The 22804-nt window shown below is 32.8% G+C and carries 17 protein-coding genes; 8 read left to right on the top strand and 9 right to left on the bottom strand.

What is annotated here, in order from left to right; genetic code table 11:
* Window positions 1–26: 26 nt before the first annotated feature.
* On the top strand, window positions 27–305 hold the full coding sequence (locus F0000_RS09725; RefSeq protein WP_149624524.1) for a DUF3817 domain-containing protein: 279 nt from the start codon (window positions 27–29) through the stop codon (window positions 303–305).
* Here F0000_RS09725 and F0000_RS09730 read toward each other — a convergent pair.
* Window positions 295–882 carry a hypothetical protein gene (locus tag F0000_RS09730; protein WP_149624525.1) on the bottom strand — a complete coding sequence of 196 codons (588 nt, stop codon included), beginning with the start codon at window positions 880–882 and terminating at the stop codon, window positions 295–297. The genes F0000_RS09725 and F0000_RS09730 overlap by 11 nt on opposite strands.
* A 364-nt stretch (window positions 883–1246) precedes the next feature.
* Window positions 1247–3292, bottom strand: coding sequence for an HD family phosphohydrolase (locus F0000_RS09735; RefSeq protein ID WP_149624526.1), 2046 nt, complete (start codon window positions 3290–3292; stop codon window positions 1247–1249).
* Window positions 3293–3473: 181 nt separating this feature from the next.
* Between F0000_RS09735 and F0000_RS09740 the strand changes: the two genes are divergently transcribed.
* From F0000_RS09740 to nhaC, 4 genes are all read left to right on the top strand, one after another.
* Window positions 3474–4652 carry an acetyl-CoA C-acyltransferase gene (locus F0000_RS09740; protein WP_149624527.1) on the top strand — a complete coding sequence of 393 codons (1179 nt, stop codon included), beginning with the start codon at window positions 3474–3476 and terminating at the stop codon, window positions 4650–4652.
* A gap of 42 nt (window positions 4653–4694) precedes the next feature.
* Window positions 4695–5444: a C40 family peptidase gene (locus F0000_RS09745; protein WP_149624528.1), complete on the top strand. Its 750-nt coding sequence runs from the start codon at window positions 4695–4697 to the stop codon at window positions 5442–5444.
* An 820-nt stretch (window positions 5445–6264) separates the two neighbouring features.
* Window positions 6265–8961: a carbohydrate-binding protein gene (locus F0000_RS09750; protein ID WP_149624529.1), complete on the top strand. Its 2697-nt coding sequence runs from the start codon at window positions 6265–6267 to the stop codon at window positions 8959–8961.
* 683 nt (window positions 8962–9644) lie between these two features.
* The gene (gene nhaC, locus F0000_RS09755; protein ID WP_149624530.1) at window positions 9645–11126 is read left to right on the top strand and encodes a Na+/H+ antiporter NhaC; all 1482 of its coding nucleotides are present in this window, start codon (window positions 9645–9647) and stop codon (window positions 11124–11126) included.
* Window positions 11127–11241: 115 nt separating this feature from the next.
* On the opposite strand, the gene F0000_RS09760 is transcribed toward nhaC, so the two are convergent.
* Entirely contained in the window at window positions 11242–11640 is a 399-nt protein-coding gene (locus tag F0000_RS09760; protein ID WP_149624531.1) for an acyl-CoA thioesterase, read from the bottom strand.
* Between the two features lie 89 nt (window positions 11641–11729).
* Here F0000_RS09760 and F0000_RS09765 point away from each other — a divergent pair, with 89 nt between their 5' ends.
* Window positions 11730–12359, top strand: coding sequence for an NAD(P)H-dependent oxidoreductase (locus F0000_RS09765; RefSeq protein WP_149624532.1), 630 nt, complete (start codon window positions 11730–11732; stop codon window positions 12357–12359).
* A gap of 205 nt (window positions 12360–12564) precedes the next feature.
* Here F0000_RS09765 and F0000_RS09770 read toward each other — a convergent pair whose 3' ends face one another.
* The 3 genes from F0000_RS09770 to F0000_RS09780 all read right to left on the bottom strand — a co-directional run bounded on the left by F0000_RS09770 (window position 12565) and on the right by F0000_RS09780 (window position 15294).
* Window positions 12565–13365 (bottom strand): DNA alkylation repair protein, encoded by an 801-nt coding sequence (locus tag F0000_RS09770; RefSeq protein WP_188112076.1) that lies wholly within the window; start codon window positions 13363–13365, stop codon window positions 12565–12567.
* A 76-nt stretch (window positions 13366–13441) separates the two neighbouring features.
* Window positions 13442–13756, bottom strand: a complete 315-nt coding sequence (locus tag F0000_RS09775; RefSeq protein WP_149624533.1) for a hypothetical protein — start codon at window positions 13754–13756, stop codon at window positions 13442–13444.
* Window positions 13757–13992: 236 nt separating this feature from the next.
* Window positions 13993–15294 carry a cation:proton antiporter gene (locus tag F0000_RS09780; RefSeq protein ID WP_149624534.1) on the bottom strand — a complete coding sequence of 434 codons (1302 nt, stop codon included), beginning with the start codon at window positions 15292–15294 and terminating at the stop codon, window positions 13993–13995.
* A 157-nt stretch (window positions 15295–15451) separates the two neighbouring features.
* Here F0000_RS09780 and F0000_RS09785 point away from each other — a divergent pair, with 157 nt between their 5' ends.
* A complete protein-coding gene (locus F0000_RS09785; RefSeq protein WP_149624535.1) occupies window positions 15452–16321 on the top strand; it encodes a pirin family protein in 870 nt (289 codons plus the stop codon).
* 119 nt (window positions 16322–16440) lie between these two features.
* On the opposite strand, the gene F0000_RS09790 is transcribed toward F0000_RS09785, so the two are convergent.
* A complete protein-coding gene (locus F0000_RS09790) occupies window positions 16441–17007 on the bottom strand; it encodes a hypothetical protein (RefSeq protein WP_149624536.1) in 567 nt (188 codons plus the stop codon).
* Between the two features lie 99 nt (window positions 17008–17106).
* Entirely contained in the window at window positions 17107–17412 is a 306-nt protein-coding gene (locus F0000_RS09795) for a hypothetical protein (protein ID WP_149624537.1), read from the bottom strand.
* Window positions 17413–17957: 545 nt separating this feature from the next.
* Here F0000_RS09795 and F0000_RS09800 point away from each other — a divergent pair.
* On the top strand, window positions 17958–19835 hold the full coding sequence (locus F0000_RS09800) for a histidine kinase dimerization/phospho-acceptor domain-containing protein (protein ID WP_149624538.1): 1878 nt from the start codon (window positions 17958–17960) through the stop codon (window positions 19833–19835).
* A 111-nt stretch (window positions 19836–19946) separates the two neighbouring features.
* Here F0000_RS09800 and F0000_RS09805 read toward each other — a convergent pair whose 3' ends face one another.
* A complete protein-coding gene (locus F0000_RS09805) occupies window positions 19947–22163 on the bottom strand; it encodes a hypothetical protein (RefSeq protein WP_149624539.1) in 2217 nt (738 codons plus the stop codon).
* Between the last annotated feature and the right edge of the window lie 641 nt (window positions 22164–22804).

A 22804-nucleotide genomic window follows, 5' to 3' on the forward strand; every position in this document is an offset into this window, starting at 1 on the left:
TACCTTTTTTATAAAAGATACATTCTATGATTACTATTTTTAGATTTATTAGCTACCTTGAAGGGATCTCCTATTTACTTATCCTCTTTGTTACGATGCCATTAAAATATTTTTTTGAATCTCCGGGACCTAATAAAATAATAGGAATGGCACATGGATTTTTATTTCTACTCTATATCGTTTTTGCTTTTTTGGTAAAACCAGAAAAAAAATGGAATATAAAAACATTAATGATTGTGCTGCTATGCTCTGTTATTCCTTTTGGAACTTTTTGGATGGATAAAAAATACTTATCTAAAAATTAACCGTCCCATTAAAATCTCCTTCATACATCGCATGAATGTTTAATACTGAATGAAATCCTCGCCCATGTTTTGGTTGCAAAGACAAACTACCGTCTTTTACAGCTATTTCCTGTCCGTTTAGAAGTATTGCAATTATTTCATTGTTTGATGAATTATGATACCCGTTATTATAATGATAATTATAGTCATCCGGATTCATGGTTCTTATAATCAGTTCTAGAGTTTCTCCAGTATCCAAGGTATATAATATACTCTCTGCTCCATTGTTCAATCCTCCTAAGCCGGCGTTAGTAACTTGATAAACATACCTACCTTGAGGGCCATTTTGATTTTGAATTTCTCCAAAACTATATACATCATTATGATTACATCTATGATCACAAGTATGTATTATAGGTCTGTTGGGTTTTGGTTTTCTAATAACAGGTTCGGGTCTTCTGGAGACCACTACTACTTCTGGAAGCGGAAGATCTATATTAATATCAATGGATACACCTCCTCCAATTCTTACTTGTGCAAAAGAAGTTAATGTACTAAGAAATAAGCTGGTAATTAGAAGTAATTGAGTCTTTTTCATGATTCGTTTTTTATATTGAATATCCTTATCAAATAACATACCATACTTTATTTTAAAAAAGAATAAAACTCTAATCACTTAGTACACTGAAAAATAAACTAGCTCGGCGCAAGACACGAGGTCTTTACTGAAAAAAATATTTTCCATTTCGAGGAATACGGAGCATTTAAATCTCGATTATCGAGTAGAAATAGAAAATATCAATTACTGATCACCAAAAATAACTGAGGTTTGTTATTGAACTCATCTTGAGTAATGGTTTTCAGCCGAAAAGTTTGGATTTTGTACTATAATGAAGTAGGTTTTTTTTCAGTATAGCCATAGATATGTTCGTATTTACAGTTAGCAACCATTTCTTAAAAAATCATTCGGGGTATTCTATCCTAAGATGATAAATATTGGTAAGCTTTCTTTTGAACACTTTTTTTATTTGCTGAATTTCTTTGAAGGTAATATTAGCATTCAGAAATTGACCGTTTTCCATTTGCTTATTAATAATTTTCTCTACAAAAGAATCAATTAAACTACTAGTAGGATTTTTTAAACTTTTTGAAGCTGCTTCCACACTATCGCTCATCATTAATATTGCCGTCTCTTTAGAAAAAGGCTTTGGTCCAGGATACTGAAAATCTTCGATGGCAACATTTTCATTAACTTCTTTAGCCTTTGTATAGAAATAATATACTGTGCTGGTTCCATGATGTGTTCTAATAAAATCAATAACACGATCAGGCAACTTATTTTTCTTAGCTATTTCTACACCTCTTATGACGTGGTTTATTATAATTTTGGCACTTTCTCCAGAAGATAAAACATCGTGAGCGTTACCTGATGCTGTTTGGTTTTCTGTAAAATAAATCGGATTAGTCATTTTACCAATATCATGATATAATGCTCCTACCCGCACCAACATGGCATTGGCCCCTATCTCATTCGCTGCTGCTTCTGCAATATTGGCTACATTTAGAGAATGATGAAAAGTCCCCGGAGCTTTGTCTGATAACTCTTTTAATAATGAAGAATTCGTATCACTTAATTCTAATAATGAAACATCAGAAATTAATCCAAATACTTTTTCATATGCATAGATTAAAGGGTGAACAATCAATGTTGCAAATCCACTAATTACAAAAAGACCTATAGTCATCCAGTCAATATCACTAATACTACCTTCATGAATAATATGAAAAGCAATATATGCCAAAATGTAGATCATCGTAATCTGTCCAACAGATACAAATAAATTCGCTCTCTTATAGGATTCTGAAATTGTTAAAATCGTAACAATCCCGGCGATAATCTGTAAAAAAGTATATTCATAACTATTAGGAACCACAAATCCTAAAATTAGTATTGTAACTACATGTGTAAACAATCCTAATCTGGAATCAAAGAATGCTTTTAGAATTAATGGTAATATACATATGGGTACTATATAAATATATTCTGATTTATATTTGACAACCAATGTGGTTATCAGTACCATGATTAAAACATTAAAAGCAATAAAGGTAATCTGGGTATTATTTTTAAATATTTCAGGACGATACTTTTTTATAAAAAGCAACAACATTAACAACGCTAATGAAACCAAAATACTATATCCAAAAACGATCCAATAAAAATTCTTATCACTCCAAACCTGCGATTGATACTCAGCCTTCAGAGAATTCAATATCTGCAAACGGTCTCCTTCTACTACTTCTCCTTTTGCTATAATTCTACTTCCTTTAGAAACACCACCTCGAGTAGATAATACTTGTGCAAGTTCATTATCTAATGTACTTTGTGTTAGTTTTTTATCCAGGGACACATTGGGTTTTACTAAATCATAAAATAATGCTACATACCCACTTTTGAATTTAACATATTCGCTATTTTCAATACGAGAATTAATAAGTTGCGTTACAGCATTAGGAGTCGCAATTTGGCCGTAAGTAATTGCTTCTGCTTTATTGCCCTTATTTAAGAATATTTGTCGTTTCTTATCATACGAATATGTTTCTTGTAAAACTCCATACCTATATATATCGTTCAATAAAATCCGTCCAAAAAGCTTAGCTTTTCTAGAAGCACTGCTTTGATCTAGGGTTTCTAAATTCTCTCTAAAAGCTCTATTATAATTATCCCTTGCGTTATTAGGTATAACAGTATCATACTTAAAATAAGGAATCACACTCTCTGTAATACGCTTTTTATCGGTGTCAATATCTTCCTGAGTTTTAGCAATAGCAAAATCAAAAGGCGCATATAGATTTTCATATTGCCAGGGTTTTCCTTTTATGAACTCATATTTAAACACTCCTCCTTTTGGGAATAAGTATACAATTAAAACCAAGGTTGTTATAAAAAGGAATACCTTATATATAAAAGATTGGTTTTTATAAAAATTATTTAGATAGTTTTTCACCAGAATACCCGTATAAATTAATCAAAAGTACTAAAAAATAAGTCAGTATAAATATCAAAAAAATGAAGTGTATCTCTAAAATTTAAACTTACGAAATCCAATATGTAACTTCCTTATGAAGATCCTTTAAAAATCATTAAATTCGCAAAAGAACAAACATACACATATTAAAATAACTATAATGAGTAAAGAAGTAGTAATAGTATCGGCTGTACGTACTCCTATTGGTAGTTTTTTAGGAAAGCTATCGACAATTCCTGCAACTCAATTAGGAGCAATTGCTATTAAAGGTGCGTTAGATAAGATTAACCTTGATCCTTCCTTGGTTGAAGAAGTATTCATGGGAAATGTTGTACAAGCTGGAAACGGACAAGCACCCGCCAGACAAGCTGCTATTGCTGCAGGAATTGGTCATAATGTTCCGTGTACTACTATCAATAAAGTATGTGCCAGTGGTATGAAAGCTGTGATGCACGCTGCGCAGGCCATTGCATTGGGAGATGCTGATATTATTGTTGCTGGAGGAATGGAAAATATGAGCCTGATTCCTCATTATGTACGATTAAGAACCGGTCACAAATTTGGCCCTCAAACTTTTGAGGATGGTATGCAAAAAGATGGTCTTGTTGACGCCTACGACAAAAATGCCATGGGTGTTTGCGCAGATTTATGTGCTACAGAACACAATTTTAGCAGAGAAGAACAAGATTCCTATGCCATACAATCTTATGAACGTTCTGCAAAGGCCTGGTCTGAAGGTAAATTTGATAATGAAGTTATACCTGTAGAAGTTCCGCAACGTCGAGGAGAACCTATCATCGTTTCTGAAGATGAAGAATACAAAAATGTAAAAATTGAAAAAATTCCTGCACTTCGTCCCGCATTCTCCAAAGATGGAACTGTAACCGCCGCGAATGCTTCTACCATAAATGATGGTGCCGGAGCGGTTATTGTTATGAGTGCAGAAAAAGCTGCAGAATTAAAACTTACTCCGTTGGTTAAAATAAAAAGCTATGCAGATGCAGCACAGGAACCAAAGTGGTTTACTACAGCTCCTGCCAAAGCTTTACCAAAAGCAATAGAAAAAGCAGGAATTACACTAAATGATGTAGATTTCTTTGAATTTAATGAAGCGTTTGCTGTGGTTGGATTAGCCAATATGAAAATATTAGGGTTAAACGATGCTAATACAAATGTGAATGGTGGTGCTGTATCACTTGGTCATCCACTTGGGTGTTCTGGAGTGCGTATCCTGATAACATTAATGAATGTACTGGAACAAAACGATGCTAAAACAGGAGCTGCAGCTATATGTAATGGCGGCGGAGGTGCTTCGGCTATGGTTCTTGAACGCATGTAAATTTAAATTTTTTATAATAAAAACCCGTAACTAAATCACTACATGCAATACGGTATTTGCAATCTGAGTATTGTCCCTTTACGTTTTGAACCCAAGGATTCCAGTGAGATGGTATCACAAGTTTTATATGGAGAACATTTTAAAATCCTGGAAAAACGAAAAAAATGGAGTCAGGTACGTTTGGCCTTTGACGCATACGAAGGCTGGATAGATAATAAACAATTTACAGAACTTACAAAGGAAGAATATAATCGTTTTGACACACAACCATTAGATTTGGCATCAGACCTGATAGACTTTGTTAGTCTTAAAGACAATCAATTAATGCCAATCCCGTTAGGTTCTTCCTTAGGTGCTCTGGATTTTTTTGACCATCAGTACGAAGGAAACCGAATTAATGGCATACAGCCTAAGGATAACGTGATAGAAACTGCATTTCTTTTTCTTAACGCACCATACTTATGGGGAGGCAAAACAAATTTTGGTATTGATTGTAGTGGTCTTACCCAAATGGTCTATAAACTCAATGGTCATAAATTATTGAGAGATGCTTCCCTGCAAGCTACACAAGGAGATCCTTTAAGTTTTATTGAAGAGAGTGAACCCGGCGATCTGGCTTTCTTTGATAATGAAGAAGGAGTGATTACTCACGTGGGCGTAATTATGAAAGATAATTACATTATCCATGCACACGGTAAAGTACGTGTTGATCGCTTGGATCATACAGGTATTTTTAATAATGAAAAACGTGCCTATACTCATAAATTAAGGGTTATCAAACGTATTATTTGATATCCTATCAAATAATACGTTTGACTGAGTTCTATAATCTTGTTTAGACATAAAGGAAAATTAAGGCATCTTTATAACCTTTATTTTATCATGAAATAGCAACAATAAAGATCAAATTTTAATGGGAAATTTTATATCTTGAATAGTATACTAGTTATTGAACATTTTTATAATTATCAACTAGAATTACCAGCATCTTAAAAGGAGAATTATCCCTGCATATTAAAACTTAATCTCTTAAAAAAATCTTAATACCTTTTTTATAAAAATCAAAACCTTTCTAAAAAAAAACCAACAACACACTCTATTACAACCAGTTATTTTTTACAAAAATTAACTAAAATTAACAATAAAAATTTGATATCATAAAAAAAACCTAATTAGTATTTTTTTAGAAAATTAAACTACCCAAAGTTTCAAAATTAAATCTAATTTTGTAGTAATATAAACTACTAAAAACACAAACCTACTACTCAATGAAAACAAAACTCAAAACGATCAAACCATTAGTAACTGAAATGGTAACGATTGGTTCTAAATATTCAATTAGAACCTAAAAACACTTTTATTTTAATTAAATCATCGTTAATTCTTTAGTGTTAACATAGGATAAGAAAGCTTATTTCTTCTATGGAAGGTTTTTTTAGTAAAAAACAATTTCACGGCTAGTAAACAGCTTTTTATTTTCGTATGCTTTTTGATATTATTTTGTATAAAATGATATCGAAAAAAGTTTCTTAATTTAAAAATTCCTGCCTCCTATTTACACTATCCATTGACGATTATAATTTCTTAAAAAAATTCTAACACAAACCAAATTATGAAAACTAGAATTCGTATTTTATTACTTATGGTCATTCTGACCACATTTGCTGAAGCCAACGCACAGCAACGACCATCCTTTAACAAAAGTAAGGATATTTTAATCGCTCAATTTGATAGTAAACCAGATATTGACGATATCCATGCGCAAGCAGCTCTAGGTAGCATGTTAGCTCATGATGATTTAAAAAATGTAAAGTATTATGCGGTTGCAGGTGCTATTGGAACTCAAGGAGGTAGATTTATCGACTCCGATGCACTCTTTAATATGGCTTTTGGTAATAACTGGACAGATGCTGATGCTAATTGGTCTGCATCAGTGAACAAGATTAAAAATAAAGTGATTCCTATCCTACAGAATGGTGGTAAGGTATGGGTACAAGAGGCTGGTCAGTCTGATATAACAGCAGACTGGATTGCTGAGGTATTAAAAACCGTTAATGCTGCGACTGTAAAATCAAATGTAATTGTAGTGCAACACAGTAAATGGAACGAAGACAAAACAACTAATTCTGACCTTCGCTATGTAAAAAACAAAGCAAAATATTTTGCTATTGATGACGGGAATGCTCCTGATGGTGCTTCTTGGGGAGATCGAGGACCTTGGGGAACTCCAGAATATAGAAATAAAAACAAAAGCTGGATCAATCGAGCAAAATCTTCTCCGAATGCCAAAGCAAAACAATTATGGATAGAAGCTGATCGCGTGATCCAAAACCATAATCACTTTCCATCACATTCGCATATTTCTTCTGGAGGTGTAGACTATTCTGACTGTGCAGAAAACTGGTGGATCTTTGAAATTGGAGCTAAAGCAAACAACATAACTAAATTTTGGAACAGATATGTAACCAATACTACAGGATCTAATCCTGATCCTAATCCTCCTGGAGGTGGTGATGGCGGTAACGGTGGTGACAGCTGTGTTGCTGTTGAACGAAATGGTGTAGCAGCAGTAGAAGCTGAACATTTTACTAGCCAGTCAAAAACTGGAAAAAGAAAGTGGTATACATTTGATCAAAATAATTCTAATGGACCTAAGCCAGATCCAGATGGTTTACATAAAAATGGTTCAAGTGAAGGAGGGTATCTTGAGATTTTACCAGATACCAGAGTAACTCACGGAGATCCTCTTAATGGTGATAACTTTAGTAATGATCCAGGAAAGCACGCTATAGTTAACTATAAAGTAAAATTCTCAAGTGCTGGTAAATACTTTGTTTGGGTGAGAGCGTATTCTTCTGGAACAGAAGATAATGGAGTGCACGTAGGAATCAATGGAACCTGGCCAGAATCTGGAAAAAGATTACAATGGTGTGCTGGTAAAAATCAGTGGACCTGGGAGAGTAAGCAACGTACTGGAGCTAATCACTGTGGTGAAGCACAAAAGATATTCCTTAATGTTCCTAGCGCAGGAGTACATACAATTTCATTCTCTATGAGAGAAGATGGATTCGAAATGGATAAATTTGTTTTATCCAAAGCATACAATAAGCCAACTGGAACAGGACCTGCAGAAGTACTTACAGATTGCAATGGTGACGGCGGAGGAAACCCTCCTACATCTGCTAAAATTAAAGTTCCTGGAACTTTTGAAGCTGAAGCTTTCCAGAGTAAAAATGGAAGTGTTAAAACAGAAAACACTCCTGGATCATCAGGAAAAAATCTTGGGTTTATTAAAAATGGAGATTATGTAGATTATCAGGTTGAAATAGCGTCTGACGGAACCTACTCTCTTGATGTAATGGCTTCTAGTGCAGGAGCAGGAGGAAAAATTGAAGTACTTGAAGCTGGATCTGTTGTTGGTACGATTAACATCACAGCAAATGGTAAATGGCATACTTACAAAAAGTATTCTGCTAATGTCTCTCTAAAAGCTGGTACCAAAAAATTAAGACTATTATTTAAAGGCGGAAATGGATTTTTATTCAATGTAGACAAGATCATTACCAAAAAAGTTGGAAACAGTGGTTCTGGTTCTCAGTCCAAAACGGTAACTTTATCTCCTATCCACGATGCATATTTAGATAGAAATACCAGACATAATATCAATATGATTAGAATAGAACAAGCTAAACGTTCTGGATATTTAATGTTTGACCTTTCTTCTGTAAAAGGTAACATTCAGAAAGCTGAACTTAAATTCACAATTGCCGGAGATGCAGGAAATGGTAATGTTACTGTCCATAGAGGTAATAAAAATAACTGGACAGAACAGAATTTATCTAAGAATAACAAACCAGGTAAAGCACAATCTTTGGGAAGTATAAATAGTAACTTTGCTGTTGGAAATACTAAAACAGTAGCGTTAAAAACCGGATCAATTACAGGTGATAAGCTTTCTTTAATTATAGAAGCTACCTCAGGAAATGATTTTGCTATTGCTTCTAAAGAAAATGCTGCTGGTAAACCTCAATTAGTGATTACATATACTACTACTAGAGAAAATAATATTGAAGAAAATGCAATTAAGATTTTCCCTAATCCAGTAGTAGAAACTATTAATTTCTCAAGTGAAATAAATATCGGTCGCGTGAAAGTGTTTAATTCTATAGGAAAGTTACAAAAAGATGTAATTTTTGAAGAAGGAGAAAATACTCTTGATATCAAAAATTTATCTACAGGATATTATATCCTTAAAATTATCGATACAGAGAATAAAGTAATAGCTGTTCAAAAAATAGTTAAACAATAATAAGACTTTACCGTTTTATAAAATTTAACTAAATATCGTAACATTTTATTTAGGGATGTTTTCTATTCATATAGAATAGAAAGCATCCCTTTTTTTTATCTGATATTATCATCTTAAGTTTGCATTAGCTTATTCTTATTTTAAGATCACCTACAACACTTAAAATATTACTATATAAAGCTTCGGATATTTGAGTAATGCTGACCTGCAAAATTTACACTTTGCACGCTAATTTTGTTGATTTTTTCAACCATAGCAATGACTATACTGAAAAAAACCTACTTCAGTATAACACAAAAGCCAAGCTTTTCGGTTGAAAACCATTCCGCCTAAGATGAGTTCATATTATAAAACCAAATAAGCCTCATCTCTGAGGCTTATTGATTTGTTAAACTTAACTTCATGAGAAGTTAAAAATTCCAATTTTTCTTTTACTTCTTCTCTTCTGATATCAAAAATAGGATTGTCTTATTATTTCTCAAAAAAATATTAAGAAACGGAGGCTGTATTATCGACAAAAAACAATTAAAATCGACAAAAGACATGTAGCTATTAACTTCTCCGAACATTAACAAGGTTTGGTAAAAAGTTTCATCATATAAATCTAATTAAACGCCAGTAATACATTGCATAAATTTCATTAATATCGTAACATTACATCTTCAAAATTTGTAATTCACTTTATGGAAAGTCAAAATATTCACCCTACAGACCCTCAAAATGAAGAAATCATTGAGAATAAAGAATTAAATATTATAGAAGCTTTAATTCCTATAATTGCTTTAGTTGGAATGTTATTTTATAATGTATACCATGCTTTTGGAGATGGTGCATTAGAAGGTAGTAATCAATTTATATTACTTCTTGGAGCAGCAGTAGCGGCTATAGTAGGATTTTTTAATAAAGTATCTTATAAACAAATGATGGAAGAAGTTGCAAAAAATGTAAAATCTACCACGGGAGCTTTACTTATTTTATTAATGGTAGGGTCATTGGCAGGTACTTGGCTTATCAGTGGCATTATACCAACGATGATCTACTATGGGTTACAAATTCTTAATCCTACTATTTTTCTAGCTGCCTCTGTAATAATTTGCGCAATCATTTCTATTGCCACTGGCAGTTCCTGGACAACTTCTGCCACAGTAGGCATCGCACTTATCGGTATTGGGGACACACTGGGAATTTCTTCTGGTATGACTGCCGGAGCAGTTATCTCTGGAGCATATTTTGGAGATAAAATGTCTCCTCTTTCTGACACTACCAATCTGGCTCCGGCCATGGCAGGTGGAGAATTATTTTCTCATATAAAGTATATGACGTATACAACCGTACCTACCATCATAATTACCTTACTTATTTTTATTATTATAGGTTTTGTGATTGATACAGATGGTACTCCAGAAATTAATGGACAACTTGAAGCCATTAAAAATGCTTTTAATATCTCTCCCTGGTTATTTATAGTACCAATTCTTGTTATTGGACTTATCATCAAAAAAACGCCTCCGTTAATTGCATTACTTGCCGGGACATTATTGGGAGCTATTGCCGCTATTATTGCGCAACCAGAAATAGTTATGAATATAGCCGGTAGTACGACCTTAAATTTTAATTCTGCATATATAGGTGTTATGAAAGCTATGACTGTAGATACGGCTGTGGAGACAACGAGTAAAGAACTAAATGACTTATTCACTGCAGGTGGTATGTCTGGAATGCTAAAAACTATCTGGTTAATTATGTGTGCCATGGTTTTTGGAGGTGTTATGGATGCTATTGGAGCCTTGGCAAGAATCAGTAATGCGTTATTAAGATTATTTGATACCGTATTTGGATTGTTTGCCAGTACAGTAGTAAGTTGTCTCGCTCTAAATGTTACTGCTTCTGATCAATATCTTGCCATTGTAGTACCTGGCAGAATGTATGCCAAAGCATTTAAGGATAAGGGGCTCGCTCCAGAAAATTTAAGCAGAACATTAGAAGATTCCGGAACAGTTACTTCTGTTTTAATTCCCTGGAATACATGTGGTGCCTATCAAAGTGGTGTTCTTGGCGTTCCTGTTATTGATTATTTCTTTTTTGCCGTTTTTAATTGGTTAAGCCCATTTATGACCTTGTTTTTTGCAGCTTTTAGAATAAAAATAAAGCAATTAAGAGATTAATAGATACCCTATGAGTAAGGTATAAAAATTAAACTTTTTCAATTTGAAATCTATAACCAATATAGCTTTACATCAAAAATGTTCTATTGTATTAAGTGTACATTTTTTTTACGTATTAGCTTTCTATATCAATTATTGGTGTTGGTTTTTTATCGTTATCTATTGCTACAAATTTAAACATGCCAGAAACTGCTATTTCTCTGTCATAACTATACATATCTTCTTTATAAATGTCAACCTGTACCATACAACTAGTTCTACCTACTTCAATTACTTTGGCTATTAATTCAATAATAGTCCCTTCAGGAATTGGTTTTTCAAAATCTATTTTACCTGTAGAAATCGTAACTACTTTCTTTCTGCTAAAACGAGTTGCACAAATAAAAGAAGCCTCATCCATCAGCTGCAAAGCTGTTCCACCAAATAAGGTTTCATAATGATTTGTTGTATTAGGAAAAACGGCTTTAAAAATTCTGGTTTCGGATTTTTCAATTAATTTATCTATAGTTTTCATATAGGTATATATAGTTTTTTCTTATCTTATTACCTTTCAAAGGTAATTTTTATACCAGTATCTTTACGTTATATTTTTAAAAAACTAGAATGGAAATTATAGAGAGCCTTAAATGGAGATATGCAACAAAAAAGTTTGATGCTTCCAGAGTTCTTCCGCAGGAAAAAATAAACACACTTATTGAAGCTTTTAATCTCACAGCTACATCATATGGATTACAGCCTTTAAAACTTATAGTTTTAAAAAATAAAGAGATTCAAAAGGAACTTACAGCACACTCCTGGAACCAACAACAAATTGCTGATGCATCTCATGTACTTATCTTTTGTATTGAAAAAACAGTGGGTGAAGAGTATATAAATCAGTATTTTGAAAATGTAAAAGCGATACGAAACACCTCTGAAGAAATTCTCAAACCTTTTAAGGAACAGCTTGTAGATTCATTCAAAAATAAACCTTCTGATGAAATTTCTAATTGGGCAACTAAACAAGCATATCTTGCAATGGGTAATTTATTAACTGTTTGCGCTACAGAAAAGATAGATGCCTGTCCTATGGAAGGATTTATACCCGAAAAATATGATCAGATTCTTAAACTTGAAACATTAGGACTTGCTTCTGTCCTGGTATTACCGATAGGATATAGAGCTACTGATGATGTGTTTGCTGATTTCAAGAAAGTAAGACGTCCAATAGAAGATACTGTTATTAATTTATGATGACCCCACCTGAGTATTGACTCGGTGAATTGAAAATACTTCCTGGCAATTATAAGCAGTAGTATGCAATCAACATGGTACTCGATAATCAAAGATTTAAATATTCTCAGGCCTGCCTAGAAATCGAAATGTTTTTTTCGATAAAAGCTTCTCTTGGGCTTACCCCGAGATAGTTTACTACGCTTTCTTGACAAAGAAATATTTGCTATTTATTAATAGTTCGCAATGCTTTTTTAAGAATATAAGCTGTATGATTCCCAGGTGATTCTTTTTTCCAGGTATTGCATAAGTCCGATACCCAATCTGGTCTGGTTTTACTTGCATCATTCAGCCAATTCCCTACTGCGTCTCTAACATATTTTGATGTATCAGATTTTAATGGTTCCAAAAGACTCAATCCTTTTTCAGGATGCGCTTTTAATTCATCAATTTTTTTTGTCCATACGCCTATGGGGCGAGTGGCTTCTGCGGCAAAACGTCGTATATTTTCATCAATATCCGTTGTCCAGCTATTTAGAATCTGAATTGCCTCTGTCAGTTCTTCAATTATAAATTCCTTGCTGGCAAATATGGCGACTTCTCTAACGCCAAAATGAGTATCAGCGGCATATTGCCTAATGATTTCTAATCTTTCTGAAATAGACATCTCAAGAGCTGCTGTATATTGAGCTGCCCAACATCTTGCTACATCAGAAGTATGATCTGACAAATGATTAATTACTTTTTTATCATTAGTCAGTTGTGAAAAAGTATTCCCAATCAATTTGGTATTAGAATTAGCTGTCGGTTTTTTCTGTTGAGATACTACTTCATAAAAACTATCATACCAATCTGATTTTCCTAATTCTTTTAGAATTTGCTGTAACAGTTTTAGCTGGTCAACAGCCAGCCATTCCATTAAGTTCGCTGTTTCAACAGATCCTTTATTCAAATATTCTATTACTTCCGGGTCAAGATCCTTTAAACTTCTTGGTCCTTTTCTATGGATGATATGTTCTGGAATCATTACTTACATTTAATAAAATGATAGATACTACCAAATCTAATAAATTGATAGTATCTATACGACACGATTTGATAAATTATTCTTCGAAGTGATTGAAAACATTAAAATGGTACATATCAACTGATGTTGATTTGATAACTTTAAAAATAGTTTCAGATTTTTGGTCTTTCATAATAGTTTCTGCCGCTTTTTTTGCAGACTCCATGGTATCCCAATATACTAGGTCTATATATTTCCCTTCTTTATTATTAGCAGTTATCCGGTCTATAAAACCATCATATAATTTTACAATATCATTTAATGATGTTAAGGCAGTTTTTACTTCTTCTACCGTGTACTCCGGGTTAACTTCAAATAATACGACTTCAATTACATAAGGTTTGGCATTCATTTCATTTTGGTTTTGACTAAAACTTGTAGAACAGCATAAAAACATACTTAACATGACAAAATTAATTAAGTGATACATTGATTTTCTTTTAATCAAAAGTAAACAGGGTATGTGACAACCTTATGTCAGTAGTGCCTTTGATTTGTGATTAAGACAATCAGATATGATAGATAGATCAAACAAAATTTATAGTAAAATAGTAGTCCTGAAGATCTTTATAAAATATTCCGGGCGAATCATTGATCGCTATCAACATCTTTTTCTATCTCACTTAGATCTGTAGTTGTATTCATAATAAAATTAACTTCTTCTTCAGCTGCGGCTGCAATTTCCTCTGGGGTTGGCATCACACTTTTTATCTTTTTATCACGAATCATTCCTCCAGTCATAATCAAACTGGTACCAATAATCACAAATAATAGAATTCCAGGCTCAAATCCGGGGATAATAGCTTCTGCAGGAATCGCATAAAATAAGAGTACTGTTATTAAGCCTCTGGGTGCAATGAAGAATTGAGGAGCAATATCTTTTCCTATAAACAATCGTAGTAATCCATATCGAATGATATATATAGAAATGATAATGAGTATACTGATGAGGGCTACTTTTATATTCAATAATGAAGACAGTGTAATGGTAATCCCAAAAATCACAAAAAATAATGTTCTTACTACAAATGCAGTTTCTGCAGTAATTACGTGTAACTCGTGATATATAGATTTTGCTTTTTCAAAATCTAGTAAACGTTCTAATTTCCATTTAAAAAATAATTTCATATTGGCAATCACCAGTCCAAAAATTAATATAATAATCAACGATGATAAATGCATTTTTTTTCCGACACCATAAAGTAATAATAATACTGAAATTAAGAGAAATAGTTTTACCTGGCTTTTTATTTTTTGAAAAATCAATATAATACCATAACTGGCAATAAGTGAAATAATGATCGTTAATATCAAGTTTAATGCAAACCCTACTATCCCAGAGTCTTCTGCCGGATTTAATTTACCCGTTAGAAAATAAAACATCATAATTCCCAGAATATCAGAAAAAGTACTTTCATATACATGAAATTCCTTTTTCGCATCTGATAACCCTGATACACTGGGTATAATAATTGCGCTAGACAAAATTGATAAAGGAGTTGCATACAGCAATGCGGATTGCATGGTCATACCGTCTACTAATGCTTTCAATATAATGGCGGCGGCGTATGCTGAGACAACAAGACCAATAAGTGCAATGGCAAAAGATTTTAATATAGGAACTAATTTTTCTCGTTTTAATTCTAGTTCTAGTGCTGCCTCCAAAACGATCATAATCAAACCGACGATTCCCAGAATCTCCAGCATGGGGAAAAAATCAAAAGCACCCGCCCCAAAAGCTTTAATTCCATATTGTATAATCACTCCTAAGATGATGAGCATAAGAACCGCTGGAATATTTGTTTTCTTTGCGATACCATTAAAAATGAATGATAAGATGAGTACTAATGAGACTTCTATGATCAGGTTATATGAAGAAAATATTTCCATGGGTTGAATTAGGTTACTTAAGATTTACCTGGAAAAGATAATAAAATAATCTAAAGTAACTCGCTTCTATATTTTGAAACGGTACTTAATATTTATTTAACAAAATTTAATCATAAAAAGAGTATTTTGAAAAAAGAATATAAAAACTACTATTTTAATGTCTAATCAAGGATTAATAATTGAAGAACGAAGCAGGGATATTGGAGATTTTCTTGTAGGCAGATTAATTCCATTTAGAAAAAAAAGAATGGTTGGACCATTTATTTTTATAGACCATATGACGCCTACAATTATGAAGCCTGGCAAATATATGGATATAGATCAGCATCCGCATATAGGACTCTCTACACTCACGTATATGTTGGAAGGTGAGATCATGCATAAGGATAGTATTGGTTCGCATCAACGAATATCACCAGGTTCTGTAAACTGGATGGTTGCAGGAAAAGGCGTAACTCATACAGAACGCACTCCTGATGATATGAGAGGTGGCACCGAATTTATTGTACACGGATATCAGATATGGGTAGCCTTACCCAAGCACCTGGAAGAAATTGAACCAGAATTTTATCACTTTGATGCATTAGAATTACCTAATTGGAAGGAAGGAGGCACCGATTTTACATTAATTGCTGGAAAAGGATATGGCAAAGAATCTCCGCTTCCTGTTCATTCTGATCTTTTTATGGTAGAGTTAAAAAACAAAGAACGCTATGAACTCCAAATCAAAGGAGAACTGCGAGGAGAAATAGGAATTTGTGTTGTAGACGGAGAAATAACAGCTTGTGGCAATAGTATCCTTAAAGGAAATATGCTGGTTTCTAAAACCGAAGATAATTGTTCTATAGTTCTGGAACCAAATACTCATCTGCTATTATTTGGCGGTATACCGTTTCCAGAAGAAAGATATATCTATTGGAATTTTGTATCCTCGTCGAAGGATAAAATTGAAGCGGCCAAAAAACAATGGAGAAATAAACAATTTCCAAACGTACCTAATGACAATAGCTATGTTACCATGCCATAATACGATAATTGTAGTAAACTAACTCGGAGTCAAGCCCACAAGGCATTTATTGGAAAATAACATTTCGATTCCTAGGCAAGCCTTAGAGTATTTAAATCTCGAGTATCAAGTAAAAAATCTTATTCTGATAATTCTTTACGTATTTCCTGTAGTGATTTATTAGTATTAATCAACTCAAGTACGATTTCTTTTCTAAATTCATCTAAATCATCATACTCGTAATACCTTGCCCATTTATGATCTTCTAACAGGTTTTTGATTTGCTTAATTAATTTACGCGTTGCATCTACGGGTCTTATAATTGCAATATCATCATATAATGGATTATCCTTATGCTTATAAGTAACTTTTTTGGTTTCAAAATCTACATGAATATAATATGCATCTGTATCTTCACTTAGATTTTCTCTAAAATCTGTCCAATCCGCATACCCTAAACGCAAATCATCAATCTCGACAGGGATTTCTGAAATTAATCGCCAATTGCATTTGGCAGCTCTTCCCCAGTGATTAGAGAGCCTATACACTCCATTTGTAGTATAATAATAAGTACTCCCGGATTCACTCCTGTAATGTAGTTTTCTTCGAGAAATTTCTCTTAACGGAACTCCTTTAAAAACGCAATAGGTATTTTTAAAAAAATTATTTCTTGTAATTTTTTTTGTAGTGGTAATTTCTTTTTCCAATGACTTACTTTTTTCCAAAGACAAAGAAATCGTTTTTTATCCAAAAAAAGAAAATAAGTTTTTAACTAAACAGTTTAAAACCGTGCTACCCTAAAAAAATCACCTTTTCTCTGTCCCCAAAATCAAGAACACAAAATATCCTGCTAAGTTACCAATACCGATCCCGATATAATGAGGTATAACAAATAATGCCTCATAAAAAAAACCTGTTTTTTTACCCCATTTTCTTACACACGCTCTGCCTATATATGACATTGTCCACCAATGCTTTGTTTTTTTGCCATTGCGTCCATCTCGATATACTTCTTTGCCAGTAGTATATACACAACGTAAATGTCCTTTCAGACTACATTGATCTACAATAGCAAATTCACCCATAGAAAAATCACCAGTATCTTTTTTCATAATCCCAAAGAAAACAATTATAGGTTTGACTAATCATTTTATAACGAATTTCATTACGTTTTTGATCTAAATCTGACTATCCATCACCCGAATAAACTATGCTTGCTCCATAGCTTTTGCAATAATATATTTCGATATTATACTATTTCTGATTTAAATATACAAATCCTTAAAAAATAAATGGTTGTACTTTTTATAGAAACTAATACTTACATTCTATCAATGCTATCTTAACACCAACAATAGGAAGCCATCACTGAACTCTTCTTGTATAATGGTTTTCAACCAAAAAGTTTGGATTTTGCACTCTTATTTTGCAGGTCAAAGCAGTACTCAAGGTGAGTTTACTATATATAATAGCACAAATGCAATACAAAAAAATCAGTTTTCTATACTCCAAACATAATTACTTTTGTATATTAAAACATACAAAAGTATAGTGCAATCCCCTTGAAATAAGTAACAGCTTGGTTTTATTGCTGGTTTTTTAAATTTATCAAAGAATTCTTTCATATCATTAAAAAAAAGAAAGGATCAAGTAATATATGGATACAATCAACTTTTATCAGCTATCAATTTTCCTTCTGCAAGGGTTTGTTGTATCACTTATGATACTCGTATTATTTCATCTCCGAAAAATTTTTGGTTTTGGACTCTTATACACTACGATAGGAATGTTTCAATTTATGCAAGTCTTTATGGCTAGTACTGTGTATTTCGAAATTTCTAAAGATATGCTCATTTCACCAGGCTCTTCAATTTTATTTTCTGCCAGCTTATTTACAATTCTCTTGTTTTATATCAAAGAAGACGCAACCATTACAAGAAGATTAATCTATGGCTTGGTTATAGCCAACATCGCCTTATCTATTTTATTAGTTTTTTTCAGGATTAATATAGAAGGCGCTAATATGTATAATACATTCAATATCTCAATAGATTTTTTTAACACCAATGTTTACATCCTTTTCTTCGGAACATTTATGCTTTTTGTAGATTCTATATTAATCATTTTTGTTTTTGAATTTATCTCAAAATATATTTCAAATCTATTCTTAAGGATTTGCTTAACTATGATCCTTATTTTAGGGCTTGATGCTATAATTTTTAGTTTAGGCAGTTTTTGGAATTCTGAAAACTTACAAAATATCCTGTTATATGGAATAGTATCCAAAGGAGTTGCTGCAATCTATTTCAGTATACTGTTTACTATTTACTTACGGTATTTTCAACAAGATATTTATGATTCTAAATATGCTACTTTTAAAGATGTATACCATTCTTTAACCTATAGACAAAAACTGGAAGAGGCAGAAAAAGTAATTCAGATAAGCGAAAACAGGTATCAAACATTGACTGATATTTCTCCGGTTGGTGTTTTTATGACAGAAGCTAATGGCAAGACTACTTTTGTAAACAAAAAATGGTGCGAAATTTCTGGATTATCATATGAAGAAGCTTTAGACGATGGCTGGCTTGATGCTGTGCACCCGGAAGATAGAGAAAAATTAAAATCAGGATGGTATGATGATGCAGGAAAAAGAGATTCCTCCCATGCAAAATATAGATTTCTTAGATCAGATGGCACAATTAAATGGGTATTAGGTCAGGCTATCCCAGAGTACAATGAGAAAAACCAGATAATAGGCTATGTGGGTACCACTACAGATATAACTGAACTTAAACTGTATGAAATAGAACTAAATAAAATGAAAGATAAAGCAGAAGAAAGTGATCGCCTAAAATCTGCTTTTCTCGCGAATATGAGCCATGAAATCAGAACTCCTATGAATGGTATTATGGGGTTTGCTGAACTTCTTAAAGAACCCGTACTTACTGGTGACGAACAAAAATTATATATAGATCTTATTGAAGAAAGCGGTGCTCGTATGCTCAATATTATTAGGGATATTATAGATATTTCTAAAATAGAATCAGGACAAGTAAAAATTTTTCTTTCTGATGTTAATATTAATGAGCAAGTAGAATATTTGTATCACTTTTTTAAACCTGAAGCGGATCGAAAAGAATTACAACTTTCGTTTTGTAATAGCCTGGAAAATGAGCTCGCTATCATAAAAACTGATAAAGAAAAGTTTAATGCTATTCTCACTAATTTAGTAAAAAATGCAATTAAATACACACACGAGGGCTCTATCTCTTTTGGTTATCAGAAAAAAGGTGAATTTCTACAATTTTTTATAAAAGATACTGGAATCGGTATTGCAGAAAACCGTCAAAAAGCAATATTTGAGAGATTTGTACAAGCAGATATTCATAATAACTACGCTATAGAAGGTGCTGGTATCGGCTTATCAATAGCCAAAGCATTTACAGAAATATTGGAAGGTAAAATTTGGTTAAAAAGTATAAAGGATACTGGATCAACATTTTATTTTACAATTCCGTATGTTAAGCAATAGCCATATAGAATGCCGGTTTTGTTATCTCTTTTTGGTGATAAATAAATATATTGATATAAGAAAAAGAAGGAAACATACGCTTCCTTCTTCTTAAACATACTTCTATAAAAGTTATTTTGGTTCTAATGCAAAAGCTGCTAGTGCCGAAGAATCATAAGAATTTATTTCATGATTTCCGTTCGTTGCTAATGCATTCACATAGAGGTGTTCTGCAAACGCAGCTTTACCTTCACTTGTACAAATACCTAATAAATCTGCTGGTGTAAATGTTTTGGTATACATACTAAAAATATTTCTAGTATATCCATTTGCATTACCATTAACCATTCCTTTAGCATTCGTTTTTGATGTTTGAACAGCATCATTGCAGGTTCCTTTTTGAATTCTAAAATTAAAATCTGCGAAATTTTGTGGGTGATATGCCTTAAAAGTAACAGTAATATCCGACGTGCCTTTGTAAGGAACAAATCCACAACAAGTTGGATTCTTTTCTACCCCGTCAACTTTTATTTTGGCAATTTCTGCTGTCGTCTTACTATTATCAATACGCATTACCATCTTAAAAGCACTACACGTATTTATCCCACTATTGACCAGATTTACAGAAGGTGCATTTACAGAAGGAACAAATGTATTGTAATCAGGCACCTGAAATAATTCATTTGGAATCGTATTGATTTTATTTCCGGCACTGTCAAAAAGTTCCAAAGTAAATTCATAAAGCCCATCTCCATCCAACGCAGAATCAAAAGAAATACTTCTGGTATTCTGATCCCATTGTGCATCGTTTTGTGGTACATTAAAAGGAGTATCTTTGGGTGAAGCAGTAGGAATTTTATACAAGCCTATCCCCGCCCCTACATCTACAGGTCCTAATGTAACCTTATCATAGTCAAAATGAAAATGCCCATCCATATCGACATAGGTAAACGAATATTGCTTTTGAACCAAATTCCCTAATCTTTCTGTAGTTCCGGAGGCATTTGATAGATCTGCATTTTTTATTTTACGATATGACCAGCGATAATAAGTATATTTATCACTTGGTAATTCATTGCTAAACTGTAAAATAAAATACAATCCAGCACCAAAAGGTCTTCTATAATTTCCTTTAGGCTCATGAGTATCTGTAAGCCCTTGTCGGTTTAACAACTTACCTTGTATCGGTAAACCCGTAGTACTATTCTGTTGTATATGAGATACGCTTGTCCCATGACCTATTGTTTTTACCCAAACAAGTTCGCCGCAGAGTTCTTCTGTACACTCCCACCTCACTCTGGGATCAGAAATTGTAATATTAACTTCTGTTCCACAAGGATATTGCCAATAGGTATGACAAGGGATTGACGGTCTGTAGACAGTAGTCCATTGATCATCAATAAATGCTTCTACCCAAAAATACAGATCAGGATGATCTCCAAAAATTGAGTAGAATATATTTGTATCAAAATCTCCATTGGCATCGGTATACACTACTGCCAACTCATCACACCTGTAAAAATAGGGCCATAACCACGGAACAAAACAGAATATCGAATGAAACAATTCAAAATTAGCTAAAATAGTATTCTTGATTAACCGTGGATTCCTTGTCTGAAGAATCGATAAAACATCAGTATTAGCAGCTATAGATTGTCGTGTATTTTGAAGCCTTGATGTGATATCCTCAGCAGAAACTGCTGCGATTGGTTTAGGAATATCAGATGCAGAGAATACTGTATCAATATCAGCAATCGTGGGCAATAAATTTGTAAAAACAGGATCTGGTATTGGTGGATCTGGTAGTACCGGAACAGGAATGGGTAGCTCAGGGTTTAACACCAGATCAGGAATCCTACTAATAATATCATCCGGAATCCTTGGGATTAACCACTGTATCCTATCTACTTCACAAATATGAACTCTCATATGACACAGTCCTTTTTTTTCTGCAAACCCGTTAATATCAAAAAATTTAGAAACATTTCCGGCTACTCTGCACTTTCGAGTAAACCAAAATGGTAAAAATAGTTCAGGAATTGGTAAAATCTCAAATTGTTGATCATTAGTAAATCTAATTATAGGCTTATAAGCCTTATACTTTGTTTGTAGCAGATCGTAATCCGTTTCTCGCTCAGCACCTCTTGAATTAGGAACTATTAACAAACGAACATCATCTTTAGTCCTTACTTTTGTTTTGAAAACGGCTTCTTCATTTCTCACAAAAGTACGCTCCAATAGTCTTTTCTTCTTATCAAATAATAGTGCTTTTAATTCTATTGGCTCCGTCATTTCTTTGTCGAATTTGACAAAAACCCTGAAGTCTTTGTCTCCTTTTTTATTTGTCATGATTTTCAAGTTTTATTGATTCTATCAAATGTAGAATTCTAAATTCCTGGCTTCAAGAGCTAAAAAACTATAAAAAAAAAGGTAAATAATCCATTAACACAGATTTAGCAAAATACAATGTTTACTTTGATTGAGTGTTTTACACAAGAGCTAATAATTAGTTTGAAAAGAGAGGCTCTAAAAACTTCTTTAAAAACCTATTTTTATAGCGATAATCAAGTGTTCTATAAATTTTTATTTTTTTTAATAAGTAGTTTTCTGAGCTATTTTTGCATTCTAAAAAAATAACAATTCTTACCAAAACAAGGGGTTTAACTGTGCTCAAAAAGGGTGTTGACCCCATTAACATATTTTTAGATAAAAATAATGTTGACTTTTATTCTAATCTCACTTTAAAAACGGAATTTGTTTATATGTAGCTTTCTTATAAATATATCCTATACACTTGGTTTCTGTTAGAGGAGAAATAAGATATTCTGATGAAAAAATAGTTCTTTTTACTTTTATACCCTTTCTGTAAGACTCGATATTTGTGACAAACCTACTTCTCTTGTGACAGTAAATTGCTTACATCTTTTTCTTAGAGATAGAATTAAAGAAATAACAATAAAACCTGTCAAATAAGATGCCAAAGTCGAAAA

The organism is Aquimarina sp. RZ0 (genome assembly GCF_008370685.1).
Taxonomy (GTDB): domain Bacteria; phylum Bacteroidota; class Bacteroidia; order Flavobacteriales; family Flavobacteriaceae; genus Aquimarina.